Source organism: Myxococcota bacterium (genome assembly GCA_041389495.1).
GTDB lineage: Bacteria > Myxococcota_A > UBA9160 > UBA9160 > UBA4427 > JAWKRT01.
The window spans coordinates 232,699-259,492 of sequence record JAWKRT010000003.1 but is presented as its reverse complement, the minus strand read 5'-3'; the positions used below and the strand labels follow the sequence as shown (position 1 = coordinate 259,492).

Below are 26,794 nucleotides of genomic sequence, written 5' to 3'. Positions count from 1 at the left end.
TCAGGCCTTCGCGACCAGTGCCGAGCTCGGCTCGACGCGCAGGCCGGGGCCCATCGTCGTCGAGATCGCGATCGACTTCATGTACGTGCCCTTGGCGGCGGCGGGCTTCGCCTTCTCGATCGCGTCGAGCAGCGCGCCGGCGTTGTCGACGAGCTTCGTCGCGTCGAACGAGCGCTTGCCGATCGAGCAGTGCACGATGCCCGCCTTGTCGACGCGGTACTCGACCTTGCCCGACTTCTGCTCCGCCACCGCGCGCCCGACGTCCGGCGTCACCGTTCCGAGCTTCGGGTTCGGCATCAGGCCGCGGGGCCCGAGCACGCGACCGAGGCGGCCGACGACGCCCATCATGTCGGGCGTCGCGATCACGCGGTCGAACTCGAGCCAGCCCTCGTCGGTGATCTTCTTGGCGAGCTCGTCGCCGCCGACGTGGTCGGCGCCCGCTTCGCGCGCCTCCTTCTCCTTGTCGCCCTTCGCGAACACGAGGATCCGGACGTCGCGACCGATGCCGTGCGGAAGCACGATCGCGCCGCGCACCATCTGGTCGGCGTGCTTCGGGTCGACGCCGAGCCGCACGGCGAGGTCGACGCTCTCGTCGAACTTCGCCCCCGGCAGCTCCTTGAGGAGCGCGACGGCCTCGCCCAGTGCGTAGAGGCGCGCGCGGTCGACGCGGCCCGAGGCTTCCTTGAATCGCTTGCTCAATGCCATGACTAGTCCGCCACCTCGAGGCCCATCGAGCGCGCCGTTCCCGCGATGATCCGGACGGCCATCTCCGTGTCGCGCGCGTTGAGGTCCGCCTTCTTGATCTCGGCGATCTCCTCGAGCTGCGCGCGCGTCACGCGACCGACCTTGTTCCGGTTGGGCTCGCCCGAGCCCTTCTGGATCTTCGCCGCACGCTTGAGCAGCACGGCCGCCGGCGGCGACTTGAGCTCGAACGTGAAGCTGCTGTCGACGTACACCGTGATGTGCGCGGGGATGATGAGCCCCTGCTGGTCCTGCGTACGCGCGTTGAACGCCTTGCAGAACTCCATGATGTTGACGCCGTGCTGGCCAAGCGCGGGGCCCACCGGAGGCGACGGATTCGCCGCGCCGGCCGGGCACTGCAGCTTGATGATCGTCTTGACCTTCTTCGCCACCTGCTGCTCCTGGTGCTCCTGGGACGCCTACGCCTTCTCGACGTGCGTGTAGTCGAGGACGACCGGCGTCGCGCGACCGAAGACCTGCACCATCACGCGCAGCTTCTCCTTGTCTTCCATGACCTCGTCGACGAAGCCGGAGAAGTTCGCGAACGGACCGCTGATCACTCGGACGCTCTCGTTCTCCTCGAAGTGGATCTTGGGCTTCGGCTTCGCAGCGCCTTCCTTCATGCGCTGCGTCATCCGCGCGACTTCCTCGTCCTCGATCGGCGCGGGCATCGCCCCGCCTCCGACGAAGCCGGTGATCTTCGGCGTGCCCTTGACGATGTGCCACGTCTCCTCGTTCAGATCCATCCGAACCAGGATGTAGCCGGGGAAGAACTTGCGCTTCGAGGTGCGCTTCTGCCCCTTCACCATCTCGACGACGTTCTCCTCCGGAATCAGGATCTCGTCGAAGTACTCCTCGCGCCCGAACGACTTCGCGCGCTCGAGCAGGCTCTGCTTCGCGCGCTTCTCCTGCCCGGAGTACGTGTGCACGATGTACCAGCGCTTCTCCTTCGGCGGAGGCGGAGGGCCGGGTCGCACACCGGGGATGCCCGTCAGGCTCTGGCGCTCGTCGCTCATCGATTCCACCCGTTCCGTTCGTCCCGTTCTTCCGCGCGCCGTCCGCTCCGCGCGGCGCGCGCTAGCCGAGCACGAGCCGCAGCAGGAAGCCGAGCCCGAGATCCACGATCGCGAGGAACGCCGCGAAGGCCGCCGAGATCACGACGACGCCGACGGCGCCGGCGATGGCCTCCTTCTGCGCGGGCCACGTGATCTTCTTGGCCTCGGCCTGCACGTCGTTCAGGTACTCCCGAGCGTCGTGCACCCAGCGTCCCGGCCCCGACCCCGAACCCGACTCCGCCATCGTCCGCCCCTCGAGCCGTCGTCTCGCCCGACGCCCGCGCGCCCTTCCGCGCGGCGCCGATTGGCAGGCGCGGAGGGACTCGAACCCCCAACCCCCGGTTTTGGAGACCGGTGCACTACCAATTGTGCTACGCGCCTTCGTTCCTACCGAAACGCAGCGGCCGCCGGAGCCGCCGCGACTGCTCCTACTCGATGATCTCGGCGACGACGCCGGCGCCGACGGTGCGGCCGCCTTCGCGGATCGCGAAGCGCAGCTCCTTGTCCATCGCGATCGGCGTGATCAGCGTGACCGTCATCTCCACGTTGTCCCCGGGCATCACCATCTCCGTGCCCTCGGGAAGCTCCGCCACGCCCGTCACGTCCGTCGTCCGGAAGTAGAACTGCGGCCGGTACCCGTTGAAGAACGGCGTGTGCCGACCCCCCTCGTCCTTCGTCAGCACGTACGCCTGCGCCTTGAACTTCGTGTGCGGCGTGATCGATCCCGGCTTCGCCAGCACCTGACCCCGCTCCACGTCGTCCTTCCCCGTGCCCCGAAGCAGACAACCCACGTTGTCCCCGGCCTGCCCCTCGTCGAGAAGCTTCCGGAACATCTCCACGCCCGTCACCGTCGTCTTCGTCGTCGCTCGGATCCCGACGATCTCCACCTCGTCGCCCGTCTTCACGATCCCCTGCTCGATCCGACCCGTCACCACCGTCCCGCGACCCGTGATCGAGAACACGTCCTCGATCGGCATCAGGAAAGGTCGATCCAGCGCGCGCTCCGGCTGCGGAATCGTCGAGTCGAGCGCGTCCATCAGCTCGTCGATGCACGCGTTCGCCGCATCGTCCGAAGGGTTCTCCCCCGCCTTCAGCGCCGAACCCTTCACGATCGGAATGTCGTCCCCAGGAAACTCGTACGAGCTCAGCAGCTCCCGCACCTCGAGCTCCACCAGGTCCAGCAGCTCCGGGTCGTCCACCTGGTCCACCTTGTTCAGGAACACCACGATGTGAGGAACGTTCACCTGCCGCGCCAGCAGCACGTGCTCCCGCGTCTGCGGCATCGGTCCGTCCGCCGCCGACACCACCAGCACCGCGCCGTCCATCTGCGCCGCACCCGTGATCATGTTCTTCACGTAGTCCGCGTGACCCGGGCAGTCCACGTGCGCGTAGTGACGCGACGCCGTCTGGTACTCCACGTGCGACGTCGCGATCGTGATCCCGCGCTCCCGCTCCTCCGGCGCCTTGTCGATGTTCGCGAAGTCCACCTTCTCCGCGAGACCCTTGTGCGCCTGACGCGCCGTGATCGCCGCCGTCAGCGTCGTCTTCCCGTGGTCCACGTGACCGATCGTCCCCACGTTCACGTGAGGCTTCGTCCGCTCGAACTTCTCCTTGGCCATGTCCTCTCCCTGGGTGCCTCTTCTCGCCACTCGAAGGCTCGTCGCGGGCCGAGCCGGGCTGCGAAACCTGCGCGCCCTGCCCGACGGCGGTGCGCCGCGTCGCCACTTTGCTCGCCGGCCCGCGTCGACCTCGCGCGGCCGACGATCTGGAGCTCACGAGCGGGATTGAACCGCTGACCTCGTCCTTACCAAGGACGTGCTCTACCAACTGAGCTACGTGAGCCGATTGCGCTTCCCGAGACCGCTCCTCGCGTTGCTCGACTAACATCACCGCCGGTCTGGAGCGGGAGACGGGGTTCGAACCCGCGACCCCGAGCTTGGAAGGCTCGTGCTCTAGCCAGCTGAGCTACTCCCGCCCGACCCGGCGGAACCCGTTCGCGAGATGCCGACCGCGGAGCACGGGGAGACGGTGACTGCCGGCTTCGGAAGCGCGACTCGCGCGCCCCTCGCCCCTCCGTCGCGCCCGCCGTCGGGCGGGCGTGTGGTGGAGAGGGGAGGATTCGAACCTCCGAAGGCATGAGCCAGCAGATTTACAGTCTGCCCCGTTTGGCCGCTTCGGTACCTCTCCAGTTCCCGCGCTCATCCGACGCAACCCGCGTGCCACTTGTTAGGCAACGGTTTCTGTCGATGAGCGTAGAGCGCCCCGGTGGTCACCCTGCCGAGCTGCGTCGCGATCGGCAGGCGATCGCGCCAAGCAGCTGGAAGGGCAGCCGAACCCGCAGCGCTGTGATGAGCTTCTTTGCTGTTGCCGTTCGCCGTGTCCGGACCCAGGCCTGCGATGACTCTTCGCGCTTCGTTCGAGGGGAGAACGACGAGGTGGAGCTGACGAGGGGACTCGAACCCTTAACCTACGGATTACAAATCCGTCGCTCTACCAGTTGAGCTACGCCAGCCTGGGAACGGACGCGCGGGACTATACGACCCCTCCCGGGCGCCAGCAAGCCCGCGTAGCGAGCCGCCCTTGGGGATGAGCGGGTTTGAAAACCCACATGCCCGCGCCACCGCCGAGCTACTGCGACGCGTCACCCGCCGACCGCGCAGCGCGGCGCCGCACGAGCTCGAAGAGCACGACCGCAGTCGCGGTGGCGACGTTGAGCGAGCCGACGTGGCCGGCCATCGGGATCGACACGGGATGGTCGACGCGCCGCTGGACGCCCTCGCGAAGCCCCTTCCCTTCCGCCCCCATCAGGACGGCGAGCGGCCCCCGCAGGATCCGCTCCGGCACCTCGAAGAGCGAGGTCGGCGCCTCGACCTGCGCACCCACCACCCACAGTCCCGCGGCCTGCAGCTGATCGAGCGCCCTACTGAGATTGGGAACGCGCGCGATCGGGAGCCACTCGACGGCCCCCGCGCTCGCGCGAGCGGCGGCCGGCCCGATGGGGGGCGCGCGCCGGCTCCCGAGCACGAGCCCGTCGGCTCCCGCGGCCTCGGCGACCCGCGCGATCGCCCCGACGTTCTGGGGGTCCTCGACCCCGTCGAGCACGACCAGGCAGAAGTCGTCCGACGCCGCGCCTTCGAGGAGCTCCTCGAGAGTCGGCTCGGGAAGCGGCCCCGCCTCGAGCACGAGGCCCTGCGGGTTCGAGCGCCGCGCCGACGGGTCGAGGCGCGCGACGAGGTCGTCGGCCGCGACCGCCGTCACCGGCAGCCCCATCGCCGCGGCGCGCTCGCACAGCGCCGCGACGTCGCCGCCTCGAGCCGCCTGCTCGTCGACCCACAGGCGCAGGAGCTCGCGCCGCCCCGCGAGCAGGGCCTCGCGCACGCAGTGGATGCCCGAGAGGCGATGGATGCCGGGACGCTCGCCGCGCGTCCCGCCGCGGCCGCGGCGCCGCGCGCCGCGAGGGCGACCGTGGAGGGAGGCGGACGCGTCGCGGCGGGGAGGCACGGGCTCCTCCTAGCGAACCGCACGCGCGCGCGCACCGGCGCGCCCCGTCAGTGCTCGATCTTGGCCCGCAGGTCCTCGACCGCCTCGACGTAGCGCTCGGCGTCCTCGAGGCGCGGGTGGTGGCGCAGCTCGAACTCGATGTAGGTCACGAGCTCGCCGAGGGCCTGGCAGACGTGCGCCTCACGGTCGCGCGCGATCCGGAGCGCGCGCTGCGTGACGGCCTCCGGGTCGAGCACGCAGCCGCCGCCGATCTCGATGCCGTCGAGGAACGGGTGAGCGCGCGCGACGTCGGAGACGAGCTCGCCGAGGCGCGCGCGGACCGCGGCCTCGCCGTCGACCATCACGAGCGGCGCCACGAGCTCGGACAGGAGCGCGACGTGGTCGACCACGAGCCCGCGAACGACGTCGCTGTCGGCCGACGCCTTGTCGAGGTCGACGAGCAGGCGGTCGCCGTCCGCCTCGACCGTCCCGATCTCGACTGCATCGAGCACCTTGAGGAGCATCAGCGTGCGCGCCGTCGAGAGCGGGTCGAAGCCCGCGCGGCGGCAGAGGGCCGGGAACCGGTCGCCGTCCTCGAGCGCGTCGTAGACCGCGCGCCCGTTGCCCGACAGCGTGTCCCGCTTCCCGTCGCGACGGCGCAGGACCACGCGCGCGTCCTCGAGATGCGCGACGAAGCGCAGCAGGTCGTCGCGCTGCTCGAGCCCTTCGGCGATCAGCCGGCGCGTCGGGAGCGCGAGCCGCACGACGTTGTCGGGCTCGACCTCGCCTTCCCAGAAGTGCACGAAGCCCGTCGTGTAGGCGAACAGCGAGCGGACGATCACCTCGACCTGTGCCTTCACGCCGTTCCACAGCTCGCGCGGCGTGAGCACGCCGCGCTCGACGAGCGACTTGCCGAACCGTTCGCTCGGCGAGAAGCGCCGCTCCGTCTCGCGCAGCTGCTCGAGCGTGATGCGCTCGTCGCGCAGCAGGCACTCGCCGAGGCGGTCTGCGTTCTGGTTCGACGACGCGAAGATCACCTCGCCGCGGTGGAGGTAGACGCACTTCTCGACCTTGCCGCAGGTGAAGGACAGGAAGCCGGACTTGCCGGCGCTGTGGACGAGGCTCAAGAGGTCGGCGAGGGGAAAGGACTGGACGTCGGCGGAGAGGACGAGCTCGCGATCCCACGGCACGGCGGCGCGCGGCTGGCCATCGATGCGCTCGAGCACGAGCGTGCGACCCATCGCGCGGAGCGGGCGGATCGACTCGCCACCCGCGAGCCCGAGGCGCCGGCGCAGGCCCTCGTCGAGCTGCAGATCTCCGCCGTCTTCCACGCGTCCCCCGCTCTCGTGAAGCTCCGCGCGACGCGCGGCGGCCCTTCGGACCGCGGCCTCTTCGTCGCTCCTCCGGCACGCCTTGAGGCGCCGAACCGCGCGCTCCGCAGCAACGACGCGTCCGATCGGGCCGAATCCGCGCTCAAGCTGCCACCGCGTGGAGGCCGATCGGCAGCGCCGAACCGCGCGGGGCCCGCATCGGGGCCGGAGGGCAGCGCAGCGATGGGCGACGACGCGAACGAGGCAACGAAGGCGACGCAGCGCTACCGGCGCGTCGCGCTCCAGGCGGGCGTGCGCATCTCGACGATCGATCCCGAGCTCGAGCCGCACACCGGCCGCCCGTACTTCCGCACCTCCGAGGACACGTGCGGAAACGTCTCGCGCGGCGGCGCGTACGTGGAGTCCGACGAGCTCGTGTCGCCCGGGCGACGCGTGCTCGTCGAGATCGACCTGCCCGAGGGCGCGCAGGTGCGCGCCGTCGGGCGCGTTCGCTGGACGAAGACGGCGATCGAGAGCGCGAGCGCGAAGGCGCACTTCGGAATGGGAATCGAGTTCGTGGGCGCGGAGGACGGCGAGCTCGATCGGCTCGAGCGCGTGCTCGAGGACGTGCGGCGCGCACACGGCGAGCCCGCTCGCGAAGATTCACCGACACCGACGGGGCGACGCGCCCCGTCGCGCGCGTGAGCGGGTATCCTCCCGCCCCCCATGAAGCCGCGCGGATCGTACAAGCTCCTCGGCAACCATCGGGCGCGCCGCGCTCCCGACGCGCTCGCGCCGTTCGGGGTCGTGCCGCGCTCGCAGCGCATCGTCGACTCCCTGCGCTGCGAGCTGTCGAGCGGCGACGCGGTCCGGAGCGTGCGGATCCGGCAGGTGTTCTCGTCCCCGCGCGAGATCTTCCGCGTCGAGCTCGAGATGCCGGAGCTCGGCTACCAGCGCACGACGCTGCTCGACCGCGATGCGCTCGAGGAGCTGCTCGAGATCGACGAGCTGCGCGCGCTCGTCGACGCGACGGGCGCCTAGCCTCGGCGGGCGCGCGACGGTCGGACGAGGAGAGCTGAGAGGGGGAGAAGCGCGGTACCCGGGGCAGGACTCGAACCTGCACGACCGAAGGCCAAGCGATTTTAAGTCGCCCGCGTCTACCATTCCGCCACCCGGGCCGAGGCGGAGCGAGTCTATCCTCCCGCTGCGCCGATGTCCGCCGCTCCGAGGCGGCGGCGCGAGACCACGACCGACGGGGCCCGCGCGGCCTCGCAGCCCTGCGGAGCCGAAGCGTTGTTCCACGGAAAGAAGATCGTCGTCGTGATGCCGGCCTACAACGCGGCGAAGACGATCGAGAAGACCTACCGGGAGATTCCGCTCGACCTCGTCGACGAGGTGGTCGTGACCGACGACGCCAGTCGCGACGACACGGTCGAGGTCGCGCGCAGGCTCGGGCTCCACACCATCGTGCACGAGCGCAACCGCGGGTACGGGGGCAACCAGAAGACGTGCTACGACGCGGCGCTAGAGCTCGGCGCCGACGTCGTCGTCATGCTCCACCCCGATTACCAGTACACGCCCAAGCTGCTCGCCCCGATGATCGGCATGATCACCGACGGCCCGTTCGACGTCGTGCTCGGCTCGCGCATCCTCGGCGGGAGCGCGCTCGCCGGCGGGATGCCCTACTACAAGTACTTCGCGAACCGCTTCCTGACGGCGACGCAGAACTTCCTCGCGGGCGCCAAGCTCTCCGAGTACCACACGGGCTACCGCGCCTTCTCGCGCGACGTGCTCACGACGTGCGCGCTCGAGGAGAACTCGGACGACTTCGTCTTCGACAACCAGATGCTCGCCCAGATCATCTACGCGGGCTTCGCGATCGGCGAGGTGAGCTGCCCGGCCGCCTACTTCGAGGAAGCGTCGTCGATCGACTTCCGCCGCTCCGTCACGTACGGGCTCGGCGTGCTGGGCACGTCGCTGCAGCTCTTCCTCCAGCGCAACGGGCTCGCCCGCTACGCGATCTTCGAGCCCGGAGGACGCAAGCTCCCCGCCGCGTCGAGCCCGCGCGCGGCCGGCTGACGCGTGGATCTCTACACGAGCGCCGAGCGCCTGGCCCGCGCGTTCGACGCCGCGCGCCGCCGCGGCGCGATCGGCCAGCACGCGCTGATCGGCGACGGCACGAGCTGCGCGCTCGTCGGCGTCGACGGCTCGATCGACTGGCTCTGCCTGCCGCGCTTCGACTCGCCGAGCGTGTTCGCCGCGCTCCTCGACCCCGCGCGCGGCGGCCGCTTCCGCGTCGGCCCGGTCGGCGAGCAGTGGGAGAGCCTTCAGGCCTACGACGACGGCACGAACGTCGTGCAGACGCTGTTCCGCGGCGAGCGCGGCGTCGTCCAGCTCACCGACTCGATGCCGTGGAGCGGCGACGACGAGCAGTTCTCGGTGCGCGAGGTGCACCGCCTGGTCGAGGCGCGCGAGGGCGAGATGGAGCTCGAGCTCGTCTTCGACCCGCGCTTCGACTACGCGCGCGGGGCGACGCGCGTCTCGCCCGCCGAGCACGGCGCGCTCGCCGAGGGCGAGCACGGCGAGCGCCTCGCGCTCGCGATCGAGGGCGGCGTGCGCGTCGAGCCGCGCGCCGACGGCGGCGTGGGCGCGCGCTTCCGCCTCCGCGCCGGCGAGCGCCGCTGGATCCTGCTCTCGTGGCGCCAGAACCGGCCCGAGCCGGTCGCCGCCTACCGCCCGTTCGAGCAGCTGCGCCGGACGCGCCGCTTCTGGCGTCGCTGGTCGTCGCGCCTCTCGTACGACGGCCCCTGGCGCCACGACGTCCAGCGCGCCGCGCTCACGCTGAAGCTGCTGCAGTACGCGCCGACGGGCGCGATGGTCGCCGCGCCGACGACGAGCCTTCCCGAGTGGCCGGGCGGAACGCGCAACTGGGACTACCGGTTCTCGTGGACGCGCGACAGCGCGATGGCGATCCGCGCGATGAACCTGATCGGCTACGGGCCCGAGGCGCTGCGCTTCTTCCACTTCGTGCGCGACTGCGTGGACCGTCGCGGCGCGCTCGACATCATGGTGTCGATCGACGGCAACGACGTCGCGCGCGAGGAGATCCTCGGGCACTTCGCCGGGCATGCGGGGAGCGCGCCCGTCCGCATCGGCAACGCGGCGGCCCTGCAGCGCCAGCACGACATCGTCGGCCCGCTGCTCGACGCGGTGTTCCTGCACGAGAACACCGGTGGCCTCACGTCGCTGCGCCTGTGGCGCGAGATCCGCCACCTCGTCGACCGCGCCGCCGACACGATCGACGAGCCCGACCACGGCATCTGGGAGCCGCGCGCGCGTCCCCGACACCACCTGCACAGCAAGCTGATGACGTGGGTCGCGCTCGACCGCGCGCTCCGCCTCGCGCCGCTCTTCGGCGGCGACCGCGAGCAGGAGCGCTGGCGCGCCGCGCACCTGCGCCTGCGCTCGGACATCGAGACGCGCGGGTGGAGCGAGCGCGCGCAGAGCTTCACCGGGACGTACGGCGGCGACGACGCCGACGCGACGCTGCTCCTGCTGCCCGTCTACGGATTCCTCCCCGGCGACGACCCGCGCGTCGTGCACACGCTCGACCGCGTGCGGCGCGAGCTCGGCGTCGGCCGCTTCCTCCGTCGTTATGCGGGCGAGGACGGGATCGACGGGGCCGAGGGCGCCTTCCTGCTCTGCGGGTTCTGGCTCGCGGAGGCGCTCGCGCTCGCCGGCCGGCTCGACGAGGCGCTCGACGTGTTCGCCGCCCATGCGGGCGCCGCGAACCACGTCGGCCTGCTCGCCGAGGAGGTCGACCCGGCGACGGGGGCGCTGCTCGGCAACTTCCCGCAGGCCTTCAGCCACCTCGGGCTCGTGCACGCGGCGGTGCGGCTCGACCTCGCGCTGCGCCAGCGCGACGAGGGCATCGACGCCGCGCCGCTGCTGTCGGCCGACCACCGCTGGGGCGCGTGGCGCGAGGGCTAGCCGCGCGCGACGCGTCGCGCCTCACTCGACGCGGGGGTCGAAGTCCGGCGCGAGGTCGCGATCGGCCGCGATCGCGTCGCGCATCCACTCGAGCCAGCCGCGGTAGGCGCGGCCCTCCCAGGCGCGGTGGTCGCCGCGCGCATAGGCACGCGCGTTGCGGAAGTACTGCCACGCGTTGAGCCGGTTCTCGCGCTCGCTGTCGCGCGTCTTCAGCACCTTCGCGGGCACGCCCGCGACGATCGAGTGCGGCGGCACGACCGTGCCCTCGCGCACGACGGCGCCCGGCGCGACGATCGAGCCGCGACCGATCACCGCTCCGTCCATCACGACGGCGTTGATGCCGATCAGGCACGCGTCCTCGACGATCGCGCCGTGCACGGTCGCGTGGTGCGTGACCGAGCAGAAGGCGCCGATCACCGTCGAGTGCTCGTAGCCGACGTGGAGCATCGCGAAGTCCTGGAGGTTCGAGACGCGCCCGACGGCGACGCGGTTCGCTTCGGCGCGCACCACGGCGTGCGGCCAGACCGAGCCGCGGTCGGCGATCTCGACGGCTCCGTAGAGCTGCGCGCCAGGGGCGAGGAAGACGTCGCGGCCGAGGCGCGCGTCGGAGGTCGGGTCGGGGTGCGGCGTCGGCATGCCGCGAGGCTACCCGACCCGCGTCGCGTTGCGTGGAGTCGCGTCGCGTCGCGAGGGACGCGCGCTCGCGCGTACGCGGCGAGCACCCGCGCCGCGGGGCGCGCGCGGACGCGGCGGGCGAAGACGGTCGTTGGAGGCGCCGGGCGGATTCGAACCGCCGATCGGGGCTTTGCAGGCCCTTGCCTTACCAGCTTGGCTACGGCGCCGGGAGGTCGGGAGGTACCGCGGCGCCGCCGGGGCGTCAATCGACGCCGCGCCGCGGCGGGCCGGGCGCGCTGCGGTAGCGTGCGCGGCGTGGCGGGCTCCCCTTCTTCTGCGAGCGCGACCCTCGCGATGTGGCTCGCGATCTTCGCGGGCGGCGGCCTCGGCGCGTGCCTGCGCGTCGCGGTCGCGCTCGCCGTCGACGCGCGCGCGGCCGCGGTCTTTCCGTGGGGGCTCTTCGCGGTCAACACGATCGGCTGCTTCGCGATCGGCGTGTTCGCGACGCTCGCCGACGAGCACGGCTGGCTCGGGCCGACGCTGCGCGCCTTCGCGGTCGCCGGGGTGCTCGGCGGCTTCACGACCTTCTCGAGCTTCGGTCTCGACACGCTCCGCCTCGCGCTCGACGGGCGCGCGGCACTCGCCTGCGCGAACGCGGTCGGCAGCGTTGCGGCCGCGATCGCGGGCGTGGCCGCGGGCGTCGCGATCGCCCGCTCGCTCGGCTAGGCGACCGCGCCCTCCGCCCCGGCCCTCGCATGCGCCTCAGGCGAGATCGGGCAGACGGCGCCAGGCGCCCGCGACCGCGACGCCGGGCTCGCCGGCCTCGTCGAGCTCGACCGCGGCGGCGAGCTCGGCCTGCGCGGCGTGGGTGAAGCGCGCGTCGACGCCCCCCTCGACGAGCGCGCGTTTCACGCGGCACAGCCACGCGCCATCGATCGCCGACACCCGCAGCGACCCGACGTCGAGCGCGTCCTCGCTCCCGTCCGAGAGCGCGACGCGGCCGCGCGCGAGATCGACGGCGCGCACGAAGAACCCGGCTTCCTCGACCTCGACCTCGCCGCGGAAGTGGCGGAGCGTGACGACGTACTTCCCGCGCTCGCCCTCGTCGGGCAGGAAGGCGACCGAGCGGTCGAAGTGCTCGCGCAGCCTGCGGTTGAGGATGGGATGCCCCTCGTGCGTCCAGCGGCCGTCGTGGTGGAGGACGAGCCCGAAGGGCCGCAGCGGCGGCGGGCCGCTCACCGCACGGCCTCCTCCAGCGCGCGGTCGCGCTCGAGCGCGCCGCCCGGCCCCGCGCGCAGCACGCCCACGAGGTCGTACCGGTTCCAGAGCACGACGCGCTCGACCTCGCGCGTGCGCGCGCGCCGGTACACCCACTTCTCGTTCCAGACGAGCCCGGCCTCGGAGCGGGTCCGCGGCTCGTTCACGCTGCCGATCTGCTCGGCGGGCGCACCGAGCCGCTGCCAGAGCGCGTGGCGCGCGGCGGCGCTCACCGGTCGCACTCGCCGCCGACCATGTTCACGAAGTCGAAGGTCGGGATCAGGTCGGCGAGCAGCGCGCCCTCGAGCATCGCGCCGAGCGGCTGGAGGTTCAGCAGGCTCGGCGGCCGGCAGCGCACCTTCCAGGGCCGCTCGCTGCCGTCGGACACGACGTAGAAGCCGAGCTCGCCGTTCGCGGACTCGATCGCCGTGTAGGCCTCGCCGCGCGGCACGCGCGGTCCCTCCGTCACCGCCTTGAACTGCTGGATCATCTCCTCCATCCGGTTGAAGACGCGCGCCTTGGCCGGCCAGCGCACGCGCGCGTCGAGGACGTCGACGGGGCCCGGCCCGAGCGCCTCGAGACGCTCGACGCACTGCTCGACGATGCGGAGCCCCTGCTCCATCTCGGCGACGCACACCAGATAGCGGTCGTAGTTGTCGCCGACCGTGCCGATCGGGACGTCGAAGTCGACCTCCGCATAGCGCAGGTACGGGGCGTCCTTGCGCAGGTCGAGCGGCACGCCGGCCGCGCGCAGCAGCGGCCCCGTCACGCCGTACGCGATGCAGTCGCGCGCGGGGAGGACGCCGACGTCGCGCAGGCGATCCACGAAGACGCGGTTGCTCGTGACGACGGCGTCGAAGTCCGCGAGCAGCGTGCGCACGCGCGCGACGAGCTCGCGCGCGCGCCGCGGGAAGGACGCGGGCATGCCGTGCTTCACGCCGCCGATGCGCACGTAGTTCGACGTGACGCGCGCGCCGCAGAGCTCCTCGAGCAGGTCCCACACGAGCTCGCGCGCCTCGATCCCGTACAGGAAGGGCGTCATCGCCTGCAGCTCGAGACACGCGGCACCGCAGCGCGTCAGGTGGTCGGCCACGCGGGCGAGCTCGCCCGCGATCATGCGCAGCCACTCGCAGCGCTCCGGCACGCGCACGTCGAGCAGCTTCTCGACCGCCATGCAGAAGCCGAGGTTCGCGAGCGCGGCGGAGTTGTAGTTGAGGCGGTCGGTGTACGGGATCGCCTGGTACCAGCTGCCCGACTCGCACTCCTTCTCGAAGCCGCGGTGCAGGTAGCCGACCTCGACGTCGAGCCGGACGATCGTCTCGCCGTCGAGCTCGACGTCGAACTTCACCGTGCCGTGCGTCGCCGGATGCGACGGCCCCATGTTGAGCTGCTGGTGCTCGGTGTGCAGGTCGCTCGCCACGTCAGCCCCCCGGCCCGATGAGCGGCTGCCGGCGCGTCTTCGGATAGTCCTTGCGCAGCGGATGGCCCTCGAACTCGTCGTAGAGGAGCAGCCGACGCAGGTCGGGGTGGCCGGCGAAGCGGATGCCATAGAGGTCGAAGACCTCGCGCTCCATCCAGTTGGCGGCGGGCCAGATCGCGCAGACGCTCGAGGCCTCGGGCGCGTCGGCCGGCACCCGTGCCTTCACGCGCACGCGCGCGAGCGTCTCGGGTGCGAGCAGGTGGTAGACGACCTCGAAGCGCCCGAGCGCGGCGTCGGTGTCGCCCGCCATCCCGAGGTAGTCGACGGCACAGAGGTCGGCGAGCATCGCGAAGCCGCACGCCGGGTCGTCGCGCAGGAAGCGCAGCACGCGCGCGAGCGCGCCCCGCTCGACGAGCGCCGTCGCGTCGCCGCGGTGCGCGTGCGTCGCGAGCACCGCGTCGGCGTGCTCGTCGAGCAGGCGCCGCAGCGCGATCGAGCCGAAGTCGGAGAGGCTCACGCCTCGCGCTCCGAGCCGTCGTGCGCCTCCGGGCGACGCCCGCCCGGCTCGCCGCCGCTCTCGTACTCGCCGCCGCGTTCGTACTCGCCGCGCAGGAAGTGGAGCCGGCGCTCGAGGTCCTTCGCGGGGACGAGCAGGTCCTCCTTGCGGAAGTGCATCGACGCGCGGTCGTAGCCCGCGATCTCGACGAGGCGGCTCATCACGATCGCCTCCTCCGGACACGCCTCCTCGCACAGTCCGCAGAACATGCAGCGCGACATGTCGATGTCGAACTCGACGGGATGGCGCTCGATGCCCGCTCCCTCGAGCTCGCCCGGGACGATCGCAATGCAGTCCGTCGGGCAGGCGAACTCGCACAGCCCGCACGCGACGCAGCGCGGCGACCCGTCCTCGAGCGCGACGAGCACCGGCATACCGCGGAACGCGTCCGGGAAGTCGACGCGCTCCTCCGGGTACTGCACGACGAAGTCGGTGCGGTCGCGGCCGGTCGCGAAGCCGCGCAGGTTGCGGAAGAAGTGGCGCGCCGTGACCCAGAGGCCGCGCGCGATCATCGGGAGGTAGGTGCGCTCGAGCACACCGAGGCGCTGCTTGCGATCGACGACGACGACGCGAGCTGCCATCGGCGGCGCAATATAGGCGATGTCGCGCGCGCGACGAGGCGGGCTGCGCGGCGCGGCCCTAGAGACGCTCGTCCATCGCGCCGCGCACCGCCTCGCGCGTGCGCGCGTCGAGATCGGGGGGCACCTCGCGGCCCGCGCGCGCGAGCTCGGCCGCGACCGAGGTCATGTCGACGTCGGCGAGCCCGCACGGGACGATCACGCCGAAGCCCGCGAGGTCGACGCTCACGTTCAGCGCGAACCCGTGGTAGGTGACCCAGCGGCGAACGCCGACGCCGATCGACGCGACCTTGCGCGCGCGCGCCGCGGGATCGTCGCTCTCCATGAAGACGCCGGTCCGCCCCGCGATGCGTCGCGCCGCGAGCCCGAGCTCCGCGAGCGCCGCGATCAGCCCGTCCTCGAGCGCGCGCAGGAACGCGTGGACGTCGCGCGGCGCGGCGGCGCGGGCCGAGAGGTCGACGACCGGGTAGCCGACGAGCTGGCCGGGTGCGTGGAACGTGACGTCGCCGCCGCGCGCGACCTCGTGCAGCCCGATCCCGCGCGCGGCCAGCTCGCCCGGCGCGACGAGCAGGTTCTCGGGCTTCGAGGCGCGTCCGAGCGTGACGACGGCGGGGTGCTCGAGCAGGAAGAGCGTGTCGTCGCGCGCGCCCGCGCGCCGCTCCTCGACGGCGCGCTCCTGGCGCGCGAGCGCCTCCGCGTACGGAACGAGCCCCCACCACTCGCTCGCGAGCGGGCGGTGCGGCGCACCGCCCGCGCTCAGAGCTCGAACTCCCCCGCCTCGAGCAGCTCGCGGATGCGGAACAGGAAGGCGTTCGCCGGCTGGCCGTCGACCGCGCGGTGATCGTACGAGAGCGCGAGGTGCATCATCGGGCGGATCACGATCGCGTCCGACCCGTCGACCGTGCGCACGACCGGCCGCTTCACCATCTCACCCATCCGCAGGATGGCGACCTGCGGCTGGTTGATGATCGCGAAGCCGTACAGGTTCCCCATGCGGCCGGGGTTCGACACGGTGATCGTTCCGCCGCGCAGCTCGTCGGGCGACAGCTTGCGGTTGCGCGCGCGCGTCGAGAGGTCGTCGATGGCGGCGGCGATGCCGGCGAGCGACAGGCGATCGGCATTGCGCACGACGGGAACCAGCAGCCCCTTCTCCGTCTCGACCGCGATGCCCACGTGGACGGCCTGCTTCTGGACGATGGCGTCGTCGATCACGGACGCGTTGAGCTCGGGGTGCTCGCGAAGCGCGCGCACGACGGCGTGCACGATGAACGGCAGGAACGTGAGCGCGATGCCGTGCGTGTCCTGGAAGCGCTTCTTGCCCTTGCCGCGGAGCGCGGCGACGGCGCCCATGTCGATCTCGGCCACCGTGCCGACGTGCGGGCTCGTGTGCTTCGAGTAGACCATGTGCTCGGCGATCAGCCGGCGCTGCGGCGACATCGCGATGACGCGGTCGCCTTCCTGCAGCTCGTACTGCGCCCACGGCGGGCGCGCCGCCGGCGCGGCGGCCTTCGCGGGAGCGGCGGCGCGCGCGGGCGCCGGCGCGGCGGCCTTCGCGGGGCCGGACTGCGGCTCGCCCTCCGCTCCGACCTTCGCCGCGGCGTAGCGGAGCACGTCGTCCTTCGTGATGCGGCCTCCCGCGCCGGTCGCGCGGACGTCGCCGAGGTCGACCTCGGCGCCCTCGGCGAGCCGCTTCGCGACGGGCGAGGCCTTGGGCGCGGCGTCGGACGGCGCCGCCTTCGCCGGCGCCTCGGCGGCCTTCTCCGCCTTCGCGGGCGCCGCGTTCCCCGGCTTCGCAGACGCGGGCTTCTCGGACTTCGCGGGCGCGGAGTCCGCGGCGGCGGCTCCGGCGCTCGTGTCGATGAAGGCGAGCTGTGCGCCGACCTGCACGGTCTCGCCCTCGGCCGCGAGGATCTTCTCGACGACGCCGGCCGCGGGCGACGGGATCTCGGCGTCGACCTTGTCCGTCGTGACCTCGACGATCGGCTGGTCGACCTCGACGCGGTCGCCCTCGCTCACCAGCCAGCGCGCGACGGTTCCCTCGACGACGCTCTCTCCCAGCGCCGGAAGCTCGACGGCAATCGACATCCTCGGTTCCCCTCCATCCTCGTTCGTCGTTCGTCGTTCGTCGTTCGCAGCCGTCGCTCGCGACGGCACCCGCGGGCCCGCGGCGCGCCGCAGGATCGGCCCGCCTCGCGCGGCGCTTGACGCGCCCGGGCCGCGCGCGGCGCGCCGATCACGCGCTGCGCGCGCCGCTCGTGCCTTCCACGGACTCGATCACCGGAAGAGGCCGGACCTCGCGGTGGCGACCGTCGGGCCGCACGCGCTCCGCGGCGACGCGCTCCTGGAGCAGGATCAGTCCGTCGAGCACGGCCTCCGGCCGCGGCGGGCAGCCGGGAATGTAGACGTCGACGGGAACGATCGTGTCGATGCCCTGGACGGTCGCGTAGTTGTCGTACGGGCCGCCCGAGCACGTGCACGCGCCGAACGCGATCACCCACTTCGGCTCGGCCATCTGGTCGTAGACCTTCTTGAGGATCGGCGCCTGACGGTGCGAGATCGTCCCGACGACCATGAGCAGGTCGGACTGGCGCGGCGAGAAGCGCGGAAGCGCGCAGCCGAAGCGGTCGAGGTCGTAGCGCGGGCCGGCGGTCGACATGAACTCCATGCCGCAGCACGCGGTCACGAACGGGTAGAGGAACATCGAGTACCGGCGTCCCCACGCGACGACGGCCTCGGCGCGCGTGGTGAGGAACGAGTCCGCGCCCTGGCGCAGCCACTCGCGCACGTCGCGCGTCCGACGCGCGCCACTGCCGGGCTGCGCACCCCCGGCCGCGGCGGTTCGGGCGGGAATCGGGTGCATTCGCGGAGGCGTCATGCGGTGAGCCGTCCCTGCGTCGGCGCGCGAACGCGCGCCGCCGGGACCGTAGCAGCCTCTGGTATCCTGCGGCCCTTTGCCTCGCGGAGCGGCGCGCGAACGCGCCGGCCGCGCGGAGCCGCGCCGCCCGATGACGCAGTCCGCCACCCCGCACGACCGCCCCGCGCCCGCGCGGCTCACGCTCGCATGGGGCGTGCACTTCCTCACCGCGAGCGGCGCCGTGCTCGGCGCGCTCGCGATCGTCGCGATCAGCGCGGGCGAGCTCGCGCGCGCGGCGCTGCTGATGCTCGCGGCGCTGCTCATCGACTCGGTGGACGGCACGCTCGCGCGCAAGGTCGGCGTCGCCGAGGTGCTCCCGCGCATCAACGGCCGCCGCCTCGACGACATCGTCGACTATCTCAACTTCGCGATCGTCCCGGTCGTGTTCATGCTCGGCGCCGGGCATCTGCTGCACTGGAGCGTCGCCGCGCTCCCCATCCTCGCGAGCGCATACGGGTTCGCGCAGGAGGACGCGAAGACGGCCGACGACTTCTTCCTCGGCTGGCCCTCGTACTGGAACGTCGTCGCCATCTACCTGTGGCTGCTGCAGGTGTCGCCGCTCGCGGGCACGGCCATCGTCGCGTTCTTCTCGATCGCGGTCTTCGTCCCGATCAAGTACGTCTACCCGAGCAAGATGCCGGTCTTCCGGCGCAGCTCGACCTTCGGCGGGCTCGTGTGGGGCGCGCTCGTCGTGATGGCGGTCGCCGCGCCCGAGCTCGCGGCGCGCTTCCACGCGGTCGAGTGCTCGCTCGCGTATCCCGCCTACTACCTGGTGCTCTCGTTCTGGCTCGGCGGCATGGCCGAGCCCGACGAGCTGCGCGGACGGCGCTAGGCCGGTCGGGCGCGATCGGCCCGGTCGACCGGATCGGCGCGCAGGACCTCGACGAGCTCGTCGATCCGCCACGGCTTGTCGAGCAGCCGGTCGAGCCCGAGCGCGCGCAGGTCGGCCGCGCTGCCCGCGGCGCCGATCCCGATGATCCGGACGTGCTCGCGCGCGCCCTCGAGCGCGCGCACCCACGCGGCGAGGCGCGTGTCCGCGGTCGCAACGTCGATCATCACGGTCACCGCGCGCGGCTCGGCGCCGAGCAGGCGGAGCGCGCCCTCGATGTCGTCGGCGAGGTAGCAGAGCGCGCCGATGCGCTCGATCTGCGACGCGAGCAGGCGGCGCACGGCGCCGTCGCGCTCGAGCACGATCACGGGGCCGAGCTCGCGCAGGAGCGGGGCGGACCGGCTGTGGTGGTCGAGCAGGATGCGCAGCCGCGGATCGGTGAGCCAGCGCGGCTCGTCGTCGCGGCAGGCCGCGACGAGCCAGCCGTCGCCGCCGCGGCGCGGGCGCGTGCGCACGAGCCAGGCCGTGGGCGCGCCGCTCGGCTCCGCGCGCTGCCAGTCGGCCGCCGCGCCGTCGAGCAGCGCTGCGAAGCCCGCGCCGAGGACGGCGGCGACGTCGGTCGCGTGCTCGCCCGCCGCGCACTGCGCGAGCAGCGCGCGCGCGCCGCGGTTCGCGAACGAGATGGCGCCGGCGCGCGCGACCTCGAGCACCGCCGCGGCGTGTGCCTCGCGCTCGCTGCGCTGCTCGGCGGCGACCAGGATCGCGCGGTTCAGGTCCTCGAGGTCGAAGGGCTTCTCGAGCATCTGGGTGACCCCGCCGGACTCGAACTCCTGCTCGAGGTCGCGCGACGGGAAGCCCGTGATCAGCACCGTGTTGAGGCCCGGGTCGACGACGCGCAGCGTCTGGGCGACGTGCAGGCCGTGGATGTGGTTGCGGAGCATCCAGTCGGCGACGAGCACGTCGGGGCGGCCCGAGACGCCGAGATCGAAGGCCTCGCGGCCGTTGGCGGCCGCGAGCACGTCGTGTCCCTCGAACTCGAGGTAGCGCGCGACCGAGTCGCGCAGCGTGTCCTCGTCCTCGACGATCAGCACCGTCGCCACGCACCCCCCTCCGGCACCGCGCGCCAGGCGGACGCCGTCCGCACGCGCCGATTCTCGCAGAGCGCCCGGGCGGGGTCGAGCGATGCAACTCGCTAGCGAGCGACGTCCGCGCGGCTAGCCTGCGCCGCCATGTCGCTCGCCTCCGACGTCGGCGTCCTGCTCATCAACCTCGGGACGCCGGACGCGCCGACGCCCGCGGCCACGCGCCGCTATCTCGCGGAGTTCCTCTCCGACCCGCGCGTGATCGACCTGCCCGCCCCGCTGCGCTGGCTGCTCCTCCACGGCGTGATCCTGCGGACGCGCCCGCGCCGCTCGGCCGAGGCCTACGCCCAGATCTGGCGCGAGGACGGGTCGCCGCTGCTCGTGCACTCGCTCGCTCTCGCACGCGGCGTCGAGCGCGAGCTCGCGGGCGCGGCGCCCGTCGCCCTCGCCATGCGCTACGGCGCGCCGTCGATCGCGGACGGCCTCGACGCGCTGCGCGCGCGGGGCGCGCGGCGGTTCGTGCTGATCCCGCTCTTCCCGCAGCACGCGGAGGCCACGACGGGCTCGGCGCTCGCGGCCGCGCGCGAGCGTCTCGGCCCCGACGAGCGCGCCGTCGCGGTCGAGCCGTTCTTCGCCGAGCCGGAGTTCGCGCAGGCGTGGCGCGAGTGCGCGGGCGAGCGGCTGCGCGCGTTCGCACCGGACCACGTCCTGCTGAGCTACCACGGCCTTCCCGAGCGCCAGGTGCTGCGCGCGGACGCGACGGGCGCGCGCTGCCTGGCGACGCCCGGCTGCTGTACGGCGAGCGACGCCGGGGCGCGCGCCGGCTGCTACCGGGCCCAGTGCTTCGCGACGACGACGCACCTCGCGCGCGCGCTCGCGCTCGCGCCCGATCGCCACTCGACGTCGTTCCAGTCGCGCCTCGGGCGCGCGCGCTGGATCGAACCGCACACCGACGCCGAGCTCCCCGCGCTCGCGGCGCGCGGCGTGCGCCGGCTCGCCGTGCTCTGCCCCGCGTTCGTGTCGGACTGCCTGGAGACGCTCGAGGAGATCGGCATCCGCGCCGCCGCGCAGTGGCGCGCGCTCGGCGGCGAGGCCTTCGAGCTCGTGCCCTGCCCGAACGCGACGCCCGCGCTCGCGCGCGGCGTGGCGGCGTGGAGCGCGCGCGCGGCCGCGTCACTCGACGACTGAGCCACCCGCGAGCGCCGCGGCGGCGGCGATGCCTCCGGCGAAGCTGTCCGGAACGGACACGCCGTCCGTGTAGCTGCCGGCGAGCGCGATCGGTGCGCGCGCGGCGAGCCGCGCACGCGCGTCGCGCAGCGCGCGGCGATGCCCGGGCCGCGGCTGCGGCACGGCGCGCGACCACCGCCCGACGCGCAGGATCTCCGGGTCGCCGCGCAGGCCGAGGAATCGATCGACGTCGGCGAGCGCCACGCGCGCGAGACCGGCGTCGTCGAGCTCGAGCACCTCGGGCGCGCGCACGCCGCCGAGCATGCAGTGCAGGAGGTGACGGCCCTCGGGCGCGCGCCCCGCGAAGAGCTCGCTCGGGAACAGACAGCCGAGCAGCGCGGGCGCCTCTCCGCGCGGCACGAGGAAGCCGAAGCCCTCGGGCTCGCGTGCGAACGCGCCCGCCCGCGCGGGCGCGCCGAGCGCGACGGTCGCGATCGGCGCGTACGCGACGCCGCGCAGCCACCCCGCCGCGTCGGCGTCGATCGACGCGACGAGCGCGGCGGCCTCGGGCGCCGGCGTCGCGAGCACGCAGCGGCGCGCGCGCTGCGCAGCGCGACGACGCGCACCCCGAGCTCGGGCGCGCGCCGCAGGCCGCGCGCGAGATCCTCGGCGAAGCCGCCGAGCCCGTGCGCGTGCGACCACGTCCCTCGCGGCGCGCGCTCGCCGCGGCGCAGCGCCGCCGCCAGCAGGCCACGCGCGAGCGAGCCGTGCTCGCGCTCGGCCTCGACGAGCGCGGGGAACACGGCCTCGGCGCCGAGGCGTTCCTCGTCGCCCGCGTAGACACCCGTGAGGAACGGGCCGACGAGTCCGCGCAGGACCTCGTCGCCGAGCCGCCGCCGGACGAGCGCGGCGACGGTCTCGTCGCGCCCGTCGCCGCGCGCGACGAAGGGCTCCGCGAGCAGCGCGCGCTTGCCGCGCGCCGAGAGCAGCGGCGTGCGCGCGAGCGCGAGCGGCCCCATCGGCACGGGCACGAGCGCGCCGTCGCGCGCGAGGAAGCGCGCGCGGCTCGCGGGCGCGGCGCGCACGAGGCCCCCGCCCGCGCCGAGCGCGCGCAGGCCGCGCTCCATCGGGAGCTTGCGCTGGAACGTGTTCGGCCCGCGCTCGACGCGGTAGCCCGCGACGTCGTCGGTGCGCATCACGCCGCCCGCGACCTCGCCCGCGTCGACGACGAGCGTCTCGACGCCCCGCCGCTCGAGCTCGCGCGCGGCCGCGAGCCCGGCCACGCCGGCGCCGATCACGAGCGCGTCGACGTCGCTCGCGACGCTCACCCGCCGCGAGGCTCCGCCCGGCTCGCGGATCGGGGGTCGGCGGCGGCGAGCGCGCGCACGGCATCGGTGAAGGCGCACACGCCTTCGACCGGCGTGTCGGGCAGGCACCCGTGCCCGAGGTTCGCGACCCAGCCGCGCGCCGGCGCCGCCGCGCGCGCCATCTCGCGCACGCGCTCGAAGATCTCGGCGCGCGGCGCGTGCAGTGCGCACGGGTCGAGGTTGCCCTGGAGCGAGACGCGCGCGCCGAGCTCGCGCGCCGCGACGTCGAGCCGCACGCGCCAGTCGAGCGAGATCACGTCGGCGCCGGAGTCGGCCATGAGGTCGGTGACGTGGGCGCCATTGTTGACGTAGAGGATGAGGGGCGCGGCCGAACGATCGACGGCCCGCGCGATGCGCTGATGGCTCGGCAGCACCCAGCTGCGGTAGTCGTCGGGCGAGAGCAGGCCGGCCCACGTGTCGAACAGCTGCACGGCCTGCGCGCCGGCCTCGATCTGCGCGTTCAGGTAGTCGATCGTGAGCCGCTCGAGCCTGTCGATCAGCGCGCGCAGCATCTCGCCCTCGCGCACCATCGCGCGCTTGAGCTGCGAGAAGTCCTTCGAGCCGCGCCCTTCGACCAGGTAGGCGGCGAGCGTGAAGGGCGCGCCGGCGAAGCCGAGCAACGGAATGTCGCGCGGCGCGAGCGCGGCGCGCAGGCGCCCCAGGATCTCGCCCACGAACGGGACGGACTCGCGCGGGTCGGTCTCGCGCAGCGCCTCGACCTGCTCGCGCGTGCGGATCGGCGCGGCGACGATCGGACCGGGGGCGAAGTCGACGTCGACGCCGAGCGCGGGGATCGGCGTGAAGATGTCCTGGAACAGGATCACCGCCTCGCTGCCGACGAGGTCGATCGGCTGCAGCGAGACTTCGACCGCGCGCTCGACGTCGCGGCACATGTCGAGGAAGGCGATGCCCTCGCGGACCGCGCGATACGCGGGCAGGTAGCGCCCCGCCTGTCGCATGAGCCACACGGGCGGGCGGTCGACGGGCTCGCCGCGACAGCTGCGGAGGAAGCGTTCGGTCGGCGTGAGGTCGCTCATCTCGGACTCGCGTCGGCTCCGGTCGGCGCGCGCACCGCCCGCGGCGCCGCTCGCGGCGCGCAACATAGGCCAGGCGACGACGCGGTGTCGCGCGCCGGTGCGCGCCCCTCGGCTACTCTCGCCGCCGATGTCCGCACGGCCCCCGAACTGCGCCCGCCCCCTCCGCATCGTGCTCGCCAGCCCGCGCGGCTTCTGCGCGGGCGTCGACCGCGCCATCGAGATCGTCGAGCGCGCGCTCGATCGATTCGGCGCTCCCGTCTACGTGCGCCACGAGATCGTCCACAACCAGCACGTCGTCGACGACCTGCGCGCGAAGGGCGCCGTGTTCGTCGACGAGCCCGACGACGCGCCGCGCGGCGCGCACATGATCTACAGCGCGCACGGGGTCTCGCCCGCGGTGCGCGACCGCGCGGCGGCCAACGACCTCGCCGCGATCGACGCGACCTGCCCCCTCGTCACGAAGGTGCACAACGAGGTGAAGCGCATGGTCGCCGAGGGCTACGAGATCGTGATGATCGGCCACGCGGGCCACGTCGAGGTCGAGGGGACGATGGGCCAGGCGCCCGACCGCATGGTGCTCGTCGAGACCGTCGAGGACGTCGATCGCCTCGAGGTCGCGAACCCCGATCGGCTCGGCTGCGTGACGCAGACGACGCTCTCGGTCGACGACACCCGCGAGATCATGGACGCGCTCGCGCGGCGCTTCCCGACGATCGCGCTGCCGAAGCGCGACGACATCTGCTACGCGACGCAGAACCGGCAGGACGCGGTGAAGGAGCTCGCGCGCCGCGCCGAGCTCGTGCTGGTCGTCGGCGCGCCGAGCTCGTCCAACTCGAACCGGCTGGTCGAGGTCGCCGCGAAGCGCGGCGCGCGCAGCCACCGCATCCAGGACGCGGACGAGATCGACCCGGCGTGGCTCGACGGCGTGCAGTGCGTCGGGATCACGGCGGGTGCGTCGTCGCCGGAGTTCCTGGTGCAGCAGGTCGTGCGCCGGCTCGCGGAGCTGGTCGGCGAGTGCGAGATCGGCTCGCTCGACCACGTCGACGAAGGCGTCACGTTCAAGATCCCGCCCGAGCTGCGCGCCGAGTGAGCCCTCGCCGGGAACAGCGCGCCGCCGGCGCGCTCGGAGGCGGGGGCGCGGGCGGCGACGACGAGCTCCGCGAGCCCGACGTCGCCGGCGCCGTCCGCGACGTCGAGGAGGATCTCGAAGAGCTCGGCGACCCGGACGCGGGCCCGACCACGCCGGCCGCCACGCTCGCCGCGCAGGGCTCGGTCTCGGGCCGGCTCGTCGCCGCGGCCGCGGGCGGCGAACGCGACGGTGCCGCGCGCGAGCTCTTCCGCCTGTCGTGGCCGGTCATGACGTCGCTCGGGCTCGCGAGCCTCGGCAACATCGTCGACCGCTCGATGCTCGGCTGGCTCGACGGCGGCGCCGACGCCGCGCGCGTGCTCGCCGCGGCCGCCTACGCCACGCAGTTCTTCTTCCTCGTGCAGTCGGCGCTGCTCGCCGTCGGCTTCGCCTGCGTCGCCGCGATGTCGCGGGCGATCGGCGCCGGGGCGCCGGCCCGCGCGCGCGCGGCCTTCGCGGCGTCGCTGCAGGTCGGCCTGCTGGTCGCCGGCCTGTTCATGGCGTTCTTCTTCGCGGTCGCGCGCCCGGCGCTCCCGGTGCTGTTCGGCGCCGCGCCCGAGGTCGTCGAGCTCACGCTCCCGTACCTCTACTGCCTGCTGAGCTCGAGCTTCATGCTCACGTTCTGTCTCGTCGTCGACAGCGCGCTGCGTTCGAATCGCGACACGCTCACGCCGATGCGCGTCGCGGCCGGCATCTCGGTCGTCAAGCTCGGGGGCAACGCGATCCTGATCTTCGGCCTGCTCGGTGCACCGAAGCTCGGTCTGACGGGCGCGGGCGTGGCGTCGCTGCTGTCGCAATCCGTCGGCGTCGCGCTCTTCGCCTTCGCCCTGGCGCGACAACCCTCCGATTCGCCCGTGCGTCTGCGACGCGCGGACTGGACGCGCGCGAGCGCGCTGCGTCGCACGGTCGCGCGCATCGCGCTCCCGGGCATCGTCGAGCGGCTCGTCATGACGCTCAGCCAGACCGTGTACTTCAGCGTGCTGAGCCACGCCTTCGGCACGGTCGCAGTGGCGGCCTACGCGATCGGCGTGCCGCTCCTGTCGCTCACGTGGATCCCGGGAACGGGCTATGCGCAGGCGTGCTCGACGCTGGTCGGGCAGGCGCTCGGCGCGCGCGACCCCGCGCGCGCGATGGCGACCGGCCTCGCGTCGGCGCGACTGGCAGTGGCGACGGCCATCGCCGTCGGCCTGCCGGTCTTCCTCCTGCGCGACGTCTACGCCAGCTGGTTCACGGGCGACGCGTCCGTCGTCGCGCAGCTCGGGCCGTTCCTGATGGTGCTCGCGCTCACGCAGCCGTTCCTCCAGCTGCACTTCACACTCGCGGGCGCGCACCGCGGCGCGGGCGACACGCTGACGCCGCTCGTCGCCGCGACGACGAGCAACGTGCTGCGCTTCGCACTCGCGTGGGTGAGCGCGATCTGGCTCGAGCTTCCCATCCTGTACGTATGGCTCGCGATCTTCGTCGATCACGCCGTACGCGCCGCCGTGCTGTGGACGACCTTCCGGCGCGGGCGCTGGCTCGCCGTCGAGCCCGAGCGGGCGCGCGCCTGAGCCGAGCGCTCCATCTCCGCGATTTCCCGGCTTCTTCGAGAAAGTCTTCGACGCGCTGAATCGAGCGCGGAGCGCGGCGTCGGAGGCCGCCGATCGCGCCAGGAGCGCCGATGGGCGGCGGGCCGAGCGCGACGGAGGAGATCGTCATGGAGTCCACGCACACGAGCTTCGGTCGTTCGAAGAAGGCGTTCCCGAAGAGCCGCGCGAGCGCGCTCGCGGGCGCCGTCGCGGTGGGCGCGTTCGCGCTCGCATTCGCCAACCCGGCCGCGGCGCGCAACGACTTCGCCAACGCCTTCGAGCGGGAGCTCGGCCGCATCGCCGCGCACGACGTCGCGACCGTCGCGCGCGTCCTGCTGCCGCCGCTCCCGCTGATCGTTCGCGACGTCCACTACCGACCCGTTCGCCCGCACGTCCACCGCCCGGCCGCGGTCGTCGTCTCGCACCGCCACTACGCGGGCTGCGAGCACGACCGCGGATGGAAGCGCGGCCATCGCATCGCCCGCGATCATCACGACCACGGGGGTCGGTACGACCGCCGCGATCGGCACGACCGCAACGATCGCTACGACCGCCGAGACCCGCGCGGCCGCGGCCACCACGGCCGCTAGCGGCCGGTCGAGCCGCCCGATCCGAGGCGCTGTGCGCCGCGCAGGTCGCGCGGTCGCGCAGCGGGGGGCGCGGGGATCCGCATCGCGGATCCCCGCGTTTCTCGTCGGGGGC

Annotated in this window: 28 protein-coding genes, 7 tRNA genes and 1 pseudogene; 10 read left to right on the top strand and 26 right to left on the bottom strand. The window is 73.3% G+C overall.

Going from position 1 to position 26,794, the window contains the following annotated elements; genetic code table 11:
- The 12 genes from rplA to R3E88_17345 all read right to left on the bottom strand — a co-directional run bounded on the left by rplA (position 1) and on the right by R3E88_17345 (position 6,607).
- Positions 1-699: a 50S ribosomal protein L1 gene (rplA, locus tag R3E88_17400; GenBank protein ID MEZ4218260.1), complete on the bottom strand. Its 699-nt coding sequence runs from the start codon at positions 697-699 to the stop codon at positions 1-3.
- Positions 700-707: 8 nt separating this feature from the next.
- Positions 708-1,133 (bottom strand): 50S ribosomal protein L11, encoded by a 426-nt coding sequence (gene rplK / locus R3E88_17395; protein ID MEZ4218259.1) that lies wholly within the window; start codon positions 1,131-1,133, stop codon positions 708-710.
- Positions 1,134-1,160: 27 nt separating this feature from the next.
- Positions 1,161-1,766 (bottom strand): transcription termination/antitermination protein NusG, encoded by a 606-nt coding sequence (nusG, locus tag R3E88_17390; GenBank protein ID MEZ4218258.1) that lies wholly within the window; start codon positions 1,764-1,766, stop codon positions 1,161-1,163.
- A gap of 52 nt (positions 1,767-1,818) precedes the next feature.
- The gene (gene secE / locus R3E88_17385; protein ID MEZ4218257.1) at positions 1,819-2,040 is read right to left on the bottom strand and encodes a preprotein translocase subunit SecE; all 222 of its coding nucleotides are present in this window, start codon (positions 2,038-2,040) and stop codon (positions 1,819-1,821) included.
- 61 nt (positions 2,041-2,101) lie between these two features.
- Positions 2,102-2,177 (bottom strand) — tRNA-Trp (locus tag R3E88_17380).
- A 47-nt stretch (positions 2,178-2,224) separates the two neighbouring features.
- Positions 2,225-3,415: an elongation factor Tu gene (gene tuf / locus R3E88_17375; protein ID MEZ4218256.1), complete on the bottom strand. Its 1,191-nt coding sequence runs from the start codon at positions 3,413-3,415 to the stop codon at positions 2,225-2,227.
- 147 nt (positions 3,416-3,562) lie between these two features.
- Positions 3,563-3,638, bottom strand: a tRNA-Thr gene (locus tag R3E88_17370).
- A 56-nt stretch (positions 3,639-3,694) separates the two neighbouring features.
- Positions 3,695-3,771: transfer RNA gene (locus R3E88_17365), tRNA-Gly, on the bottom strand.
- Between the two features lie 126 nt (positions 3,772-3,897).
- Positions 3,898-3,983 (bottom strand) — tRNA-Tyr (locus R3E88_17360).
- Positions 3,984-4,232: 249 nt separating this feature from the next.
- Positions 4,233-4,308, bottom strand: a tRNA-Thr gene (locus R3E88_17355).
- Between the two features lie 116 nt (positions 4,309-4,424).
- Positions 4,425-5,297 (bottom strand): 23S rRNA (guanosine(2251)-2'-O)-methyltransferase RlmB, encoded by an 873-nt coding sequence (rlmB, locus tag R3E88_17350; GenBank protein ID MEZ4218255.1) that lies wholly within the window; start codon positions 5,295-5,297, stop codon positions 4,425-4,427.
- Between the two features lie 47 nt (positions 5,298-5,344).
- Positions 5,345-6,607, bottom strand: a complete 1,263-nt coding sequence (locus R3E88_17345) for a DUF4388 domain-containing protein (protein MEZ4218254.1) — start codon at positions 6,605-6,607, stop codon at positions 5,345-5,347.
- A 222-nt stretch (positions 6,608-6,829) separates the two neighbouring features.
- On the opposite strand from R3E88_17345, the gene R3E88_17340 reads away from it, so the two are divergent.
- Entirely contained in the window at positions 6,830-7,291 is a 462-nt protein-coding gene (locus R3E88_17340; GenBank protein ID MEZ4218253.1) for a PilZ domain-containing protein, read from the top strand.
- Between the two features lie 21 nt (positions 7,292-7,312).
- Positions 7,313-7,627 carry a hypothetical protein gene (locus R3E88_17335; GenBank protein MEZ4218252.1) on the top strand — a complete coding sequence of 105 codons (315 nt, stop codon included), beginning with the start codon at positions 7,313-7,315 and terminating at the stop codon, positions 7,625-7,627.
- A 55-nt stretch (positions 7,628-7,682) separates the two neighbouring features.
- On the opposite strand, the gene R3E88_17330 is transcribed toward R3E88_17335, so the two are convergent.
- Positions 7,683-7,764 (bottom strand) — tRNA-Leu (locus tag R3E88_17330).
- A 115-nt stretch (positions 7,765-7,879) separates the two neighbouring features.
- Here R3E88_17330 and R3E88_17325 point away from each other — a divergent pair.
- Together R3E88_17325 and R3E88_17320 are read left to right on the top strand one after the other, a co-directional pair.
- Entirely contained in the window at positions 7,880-8,665 is a 786-nt protein-coding gene (locus R3E88_17325) for a glycosyltransferase family 2 protein (GenBank protein ID MEZ4218251.1), read from the top strand.
- A 3-nt stretch (positions 8,666-8,668) separates the two neighbouring features.
- On the top strand, positions 8,669-10,576 hold the full coding sequence (locus R3E88_17320; protein ID MEZ4218250.1) for a glycoside hydrolase family 15 protein: 1,908 nt from the start codon (positions 8,669-8,671) through the stop codon (positions 10,574-10,576).
- Positions 10,577-10,597: 21 nt separating this feature from the next.
- Here the strand turns inward: R3E88_17320 and R3E88_17315 are convergent, their stop codons facing one another.
- Together R3E88_17315 and R3E88_17310 are read right to left on the bottom strand one after the other, a co-directional pair.
- Positions 10,598-11,212, bottom strand: a complete 615-nt coding sequence (locus tag R3E88_17315; protein ID MEZ4218249.1) for a gamma carbonic anhydrase family protein — start codon at positions 11,210-11,212, stop codon at positions 10,598-10,600.
- Positions 11,213-11,343: 131 nt separating this feature from the next.
- Positions 11,344-11,418 (bottom strand) — tRNA-Cys (locus R3E88_17310).
- A gap of 88 nt (positions 11,419-11,506) precedes the next feature.
- Between R3E88_17310 and R3E88_17305 the strand changes: the two genes are divergently transcribed.
- A complete protein-coding gene (locus R3E88_17305; protein ID MEZ4218248.1) occupies positions 11,507-11,917 on the top strand; it encodes a CrcB family protein in 411 nt (136 codons plus the stop codon).
- 36 nt (positions 11,918-11,953) lie between these two features.
- Here R3E88_17305 and R3E88_17300 read toward each other — a convergent pair whose 3' ends face one another.
- From R3E88_17300 to nuoB, 8 genes and pseudogenes are all read right to left on the bottom strand, one after another.
- Positions 11,954-12,430 carry a hypothetical protein gene (locus tag R3E88_17300; protein ID MEZ4218247.1) on the bottom strand — a complete coding sequence of 159 codons (477 nt, stop codon included), beginning with the start codon at positions 12,428-12,430 and terminating at the stop codon, positions 11,954-11,956.
- A complete protein-coding gene (locus R3E88_17295) occupies positions 12,427-12,681 on the bottom strand; it encodes a hypothetical protein (protein ID MEZ4218246.1) in 255 nt (84 codons plus the stop codon). Before R3E88_17295 ends, R3E88_17300 begins: the two co-directional genes overlap by 4 nt.
- Positions 12,678-13,868, bottom strand: a complete 1,191-nt coding sequence (locus tag R3E88_17290; protein ID MEZ4218245.1) for an NADH-quinone oxidoreductase subunit D — start codon at positions 13,866-13,868, stop codon at positions 12,678-12,680. The genes R3E88_17295 and R3E88_17290 overlap by 4 nt, the downstream gene beginning before the upstream one ends.
- Before the next feature lies 1 nt (position 13,869).
- Entirely contained in the window at positions 13,870-14,385 is a 516-nt protein-coding gene (locus R3E88_17285) for an NADH-quinone oxidoreductase subunit C (GenBank protein ID MEZ4218244.1), read from the bottom strand.
- Positions 14,382-15,005, bottom strand: a complete 624-nt coding sequence (locus R3E88_17280; GenBank protein MEZ4218243.1) for an NADH-quinone oxidoreductase subunit I — start codon at positions 15,003-15,005, stop codon at positions 14,382-14,384. The genes R3E88_17285 and R3E88_17280 overlap by 4 nt, the downstream gene beginning before the upstream one ends.
- 118 nt (positions 15,006-15,123) lie before the next feature.
- Positions 15,124-15,762: pseudogene (gene lipB / locus R3E88_17275) on the bottom strand (lipoyl(octanoyl) transferase LipB).
- Positions 15,759-17,087 carry a dihydrolipoamide acetyltransferase family protein gene (locus tag R3E88_17270; protein MEZ4218242.1) on the bottom strand — a complete coding sequence of 443 codons (1,329 nt, stop codon included), beginning with the start codon at positions 17,085-17,087 and terminating at the stop codon, positions 15,759-15,761. The pseudogene lipB and the gene R3E88_17270 overlap by 4 nt, the downstream one beginning before the upstream one ends.
- A gap of 148 nt (positions 17,088-17,235) precedes the next feature.
- On the bottom strand, positions 17,236-17,787 hold the full coding sequence (nuoB, locus tag R3E88_17265; protein MEZ4218241.1) for an NADH-quinone oxidoreductase subunit NuoB: 552 nt from the start codon (positions 17,785-17,787) through the stop codon (positions 17,236-17,238).
- A gap of 220 nt (positions 17,788-18,007) precedes the next feature.
- Between nuoB and R3E88_17260 the strand changes: the two genes are divergently transcribed.
- Positions 18,008-18,748 (top strand): CDP-alcohol phosphatidyltransferase family protein, encoded by a 741-nt coding sequence (locus R3E88_17260; protein MEZ4218240.1) that lies wholly within the window; start codon positions 18,008-18,010, stop codon positions 18,746-18,748.
- On the opposite strand, the gene R3E88_17255 is transcribed toward R3E88_17260, so the two are convergent.
- Positions 18,745-19,845 (bottom strand): response regulator, encoded by a 1,101-nt coding sequence (locus tag R3E88_17255; protein MEZ4218239.1) that lies wholly within the window; start codon positions 19,843-19,845, stop codon positions 18,745-18,747. The genes R3E88_17260 and R3E88_17255 overlap by 4 nt on opposite strands.
- Before the next feature lie 129 nt (positions 19,846-19,974).
- Here R3E88_17255 and hemH point away from each other — a divergent pair, with 129 nt between their 5' ends.
- A complete protein-coding gene (gene hemH, locus R3E88_17250; protein ID MEZ4218238.1) occupies positions 19,975-21,015 on the top strand; it encodes a ferrochelatase in 1,041 nt (346 codons plus the stop codon).
- Here hemH and hemG read toward each other — a convergent pair.
- Both hemG and hemE read right to left on the bottom strand, forming a co-directional pair.
- Positions 21,001-21,582, bottom strand: a complete 582-nt coding sequence (hemG, locus tag R3E88_17245; GenBank protein ID MEZ4218237.1) for a protoporphyrinogen oxidase — start codon at positions 21,580-21,582, stop codon at positions 21,001-21,003. The two genes, hemH and hemG, sit on opposite strands and share 15 nt — an antisense overlap.
- Before the next feature lie 736 nt (positions 21,583-22,318).
- Positions 22,319-23,398, bottom strand: a complete 1,080-nt coding sequence (gene hemE / locus R3E88_17240) for a uroporphyrinogen decarboxylase (GenBank protein MEZ4218236.1) — start codon at positions 23,396-23,398, stop codon at positions 22,319-22,321.
- A gap of 127 nt (positions 23,399-23,525) precedes the next feature.
- Between hemE and ispH the strand changes: the two genes are divergently transcribed.
- The 3 genes from ispH to R3E88_17225 all read left to right on the top strand — a co-directional run bounded on the left by ispH (position 23,526) and on the right by R3E88_17225 (position 26,682).
- Positions 23,526-24,488 (top strand): 4-hydroxy-3-methylbut-2-enyl diphosphate reductase, encoded by a 963-nt coding sequence (gene ispH / locus R3E88_17235; protein ID MEZ4218235.1) that lies wholly within the window; start codon positions 23,526-23,528, stop codon positions 24,486-24,488.
- Positions 24,485-26,074 (top strand): MATE family efflux transporter, encoded by a 1,590-nt coding sequence (locus R3E88_17230; protein MEZ4218234.1) that lies wholly within the window; start codon positions 24,485-24,487, stop codon positions 26,072-26,074. The genes ispH and R3E88_17230 overlap by 4 nt, the downstream gene beginning before the upstream one ends.
- A gap of 146 nt (positions 26,075-26,220) precedes the next feature.
- On the top strand, positions 26,221-26,682 hold the full coding sequence (locus R3E88_17225; GenBank protein ID MEZ4218233.1) for a hypothetical protein: 462 nt from the start codon (positions 26,221-26,223) through the stop codon (positions 26,680-26,682).
- Positions 26,683-26,794 lie beyond the last annotated feature (112 nt).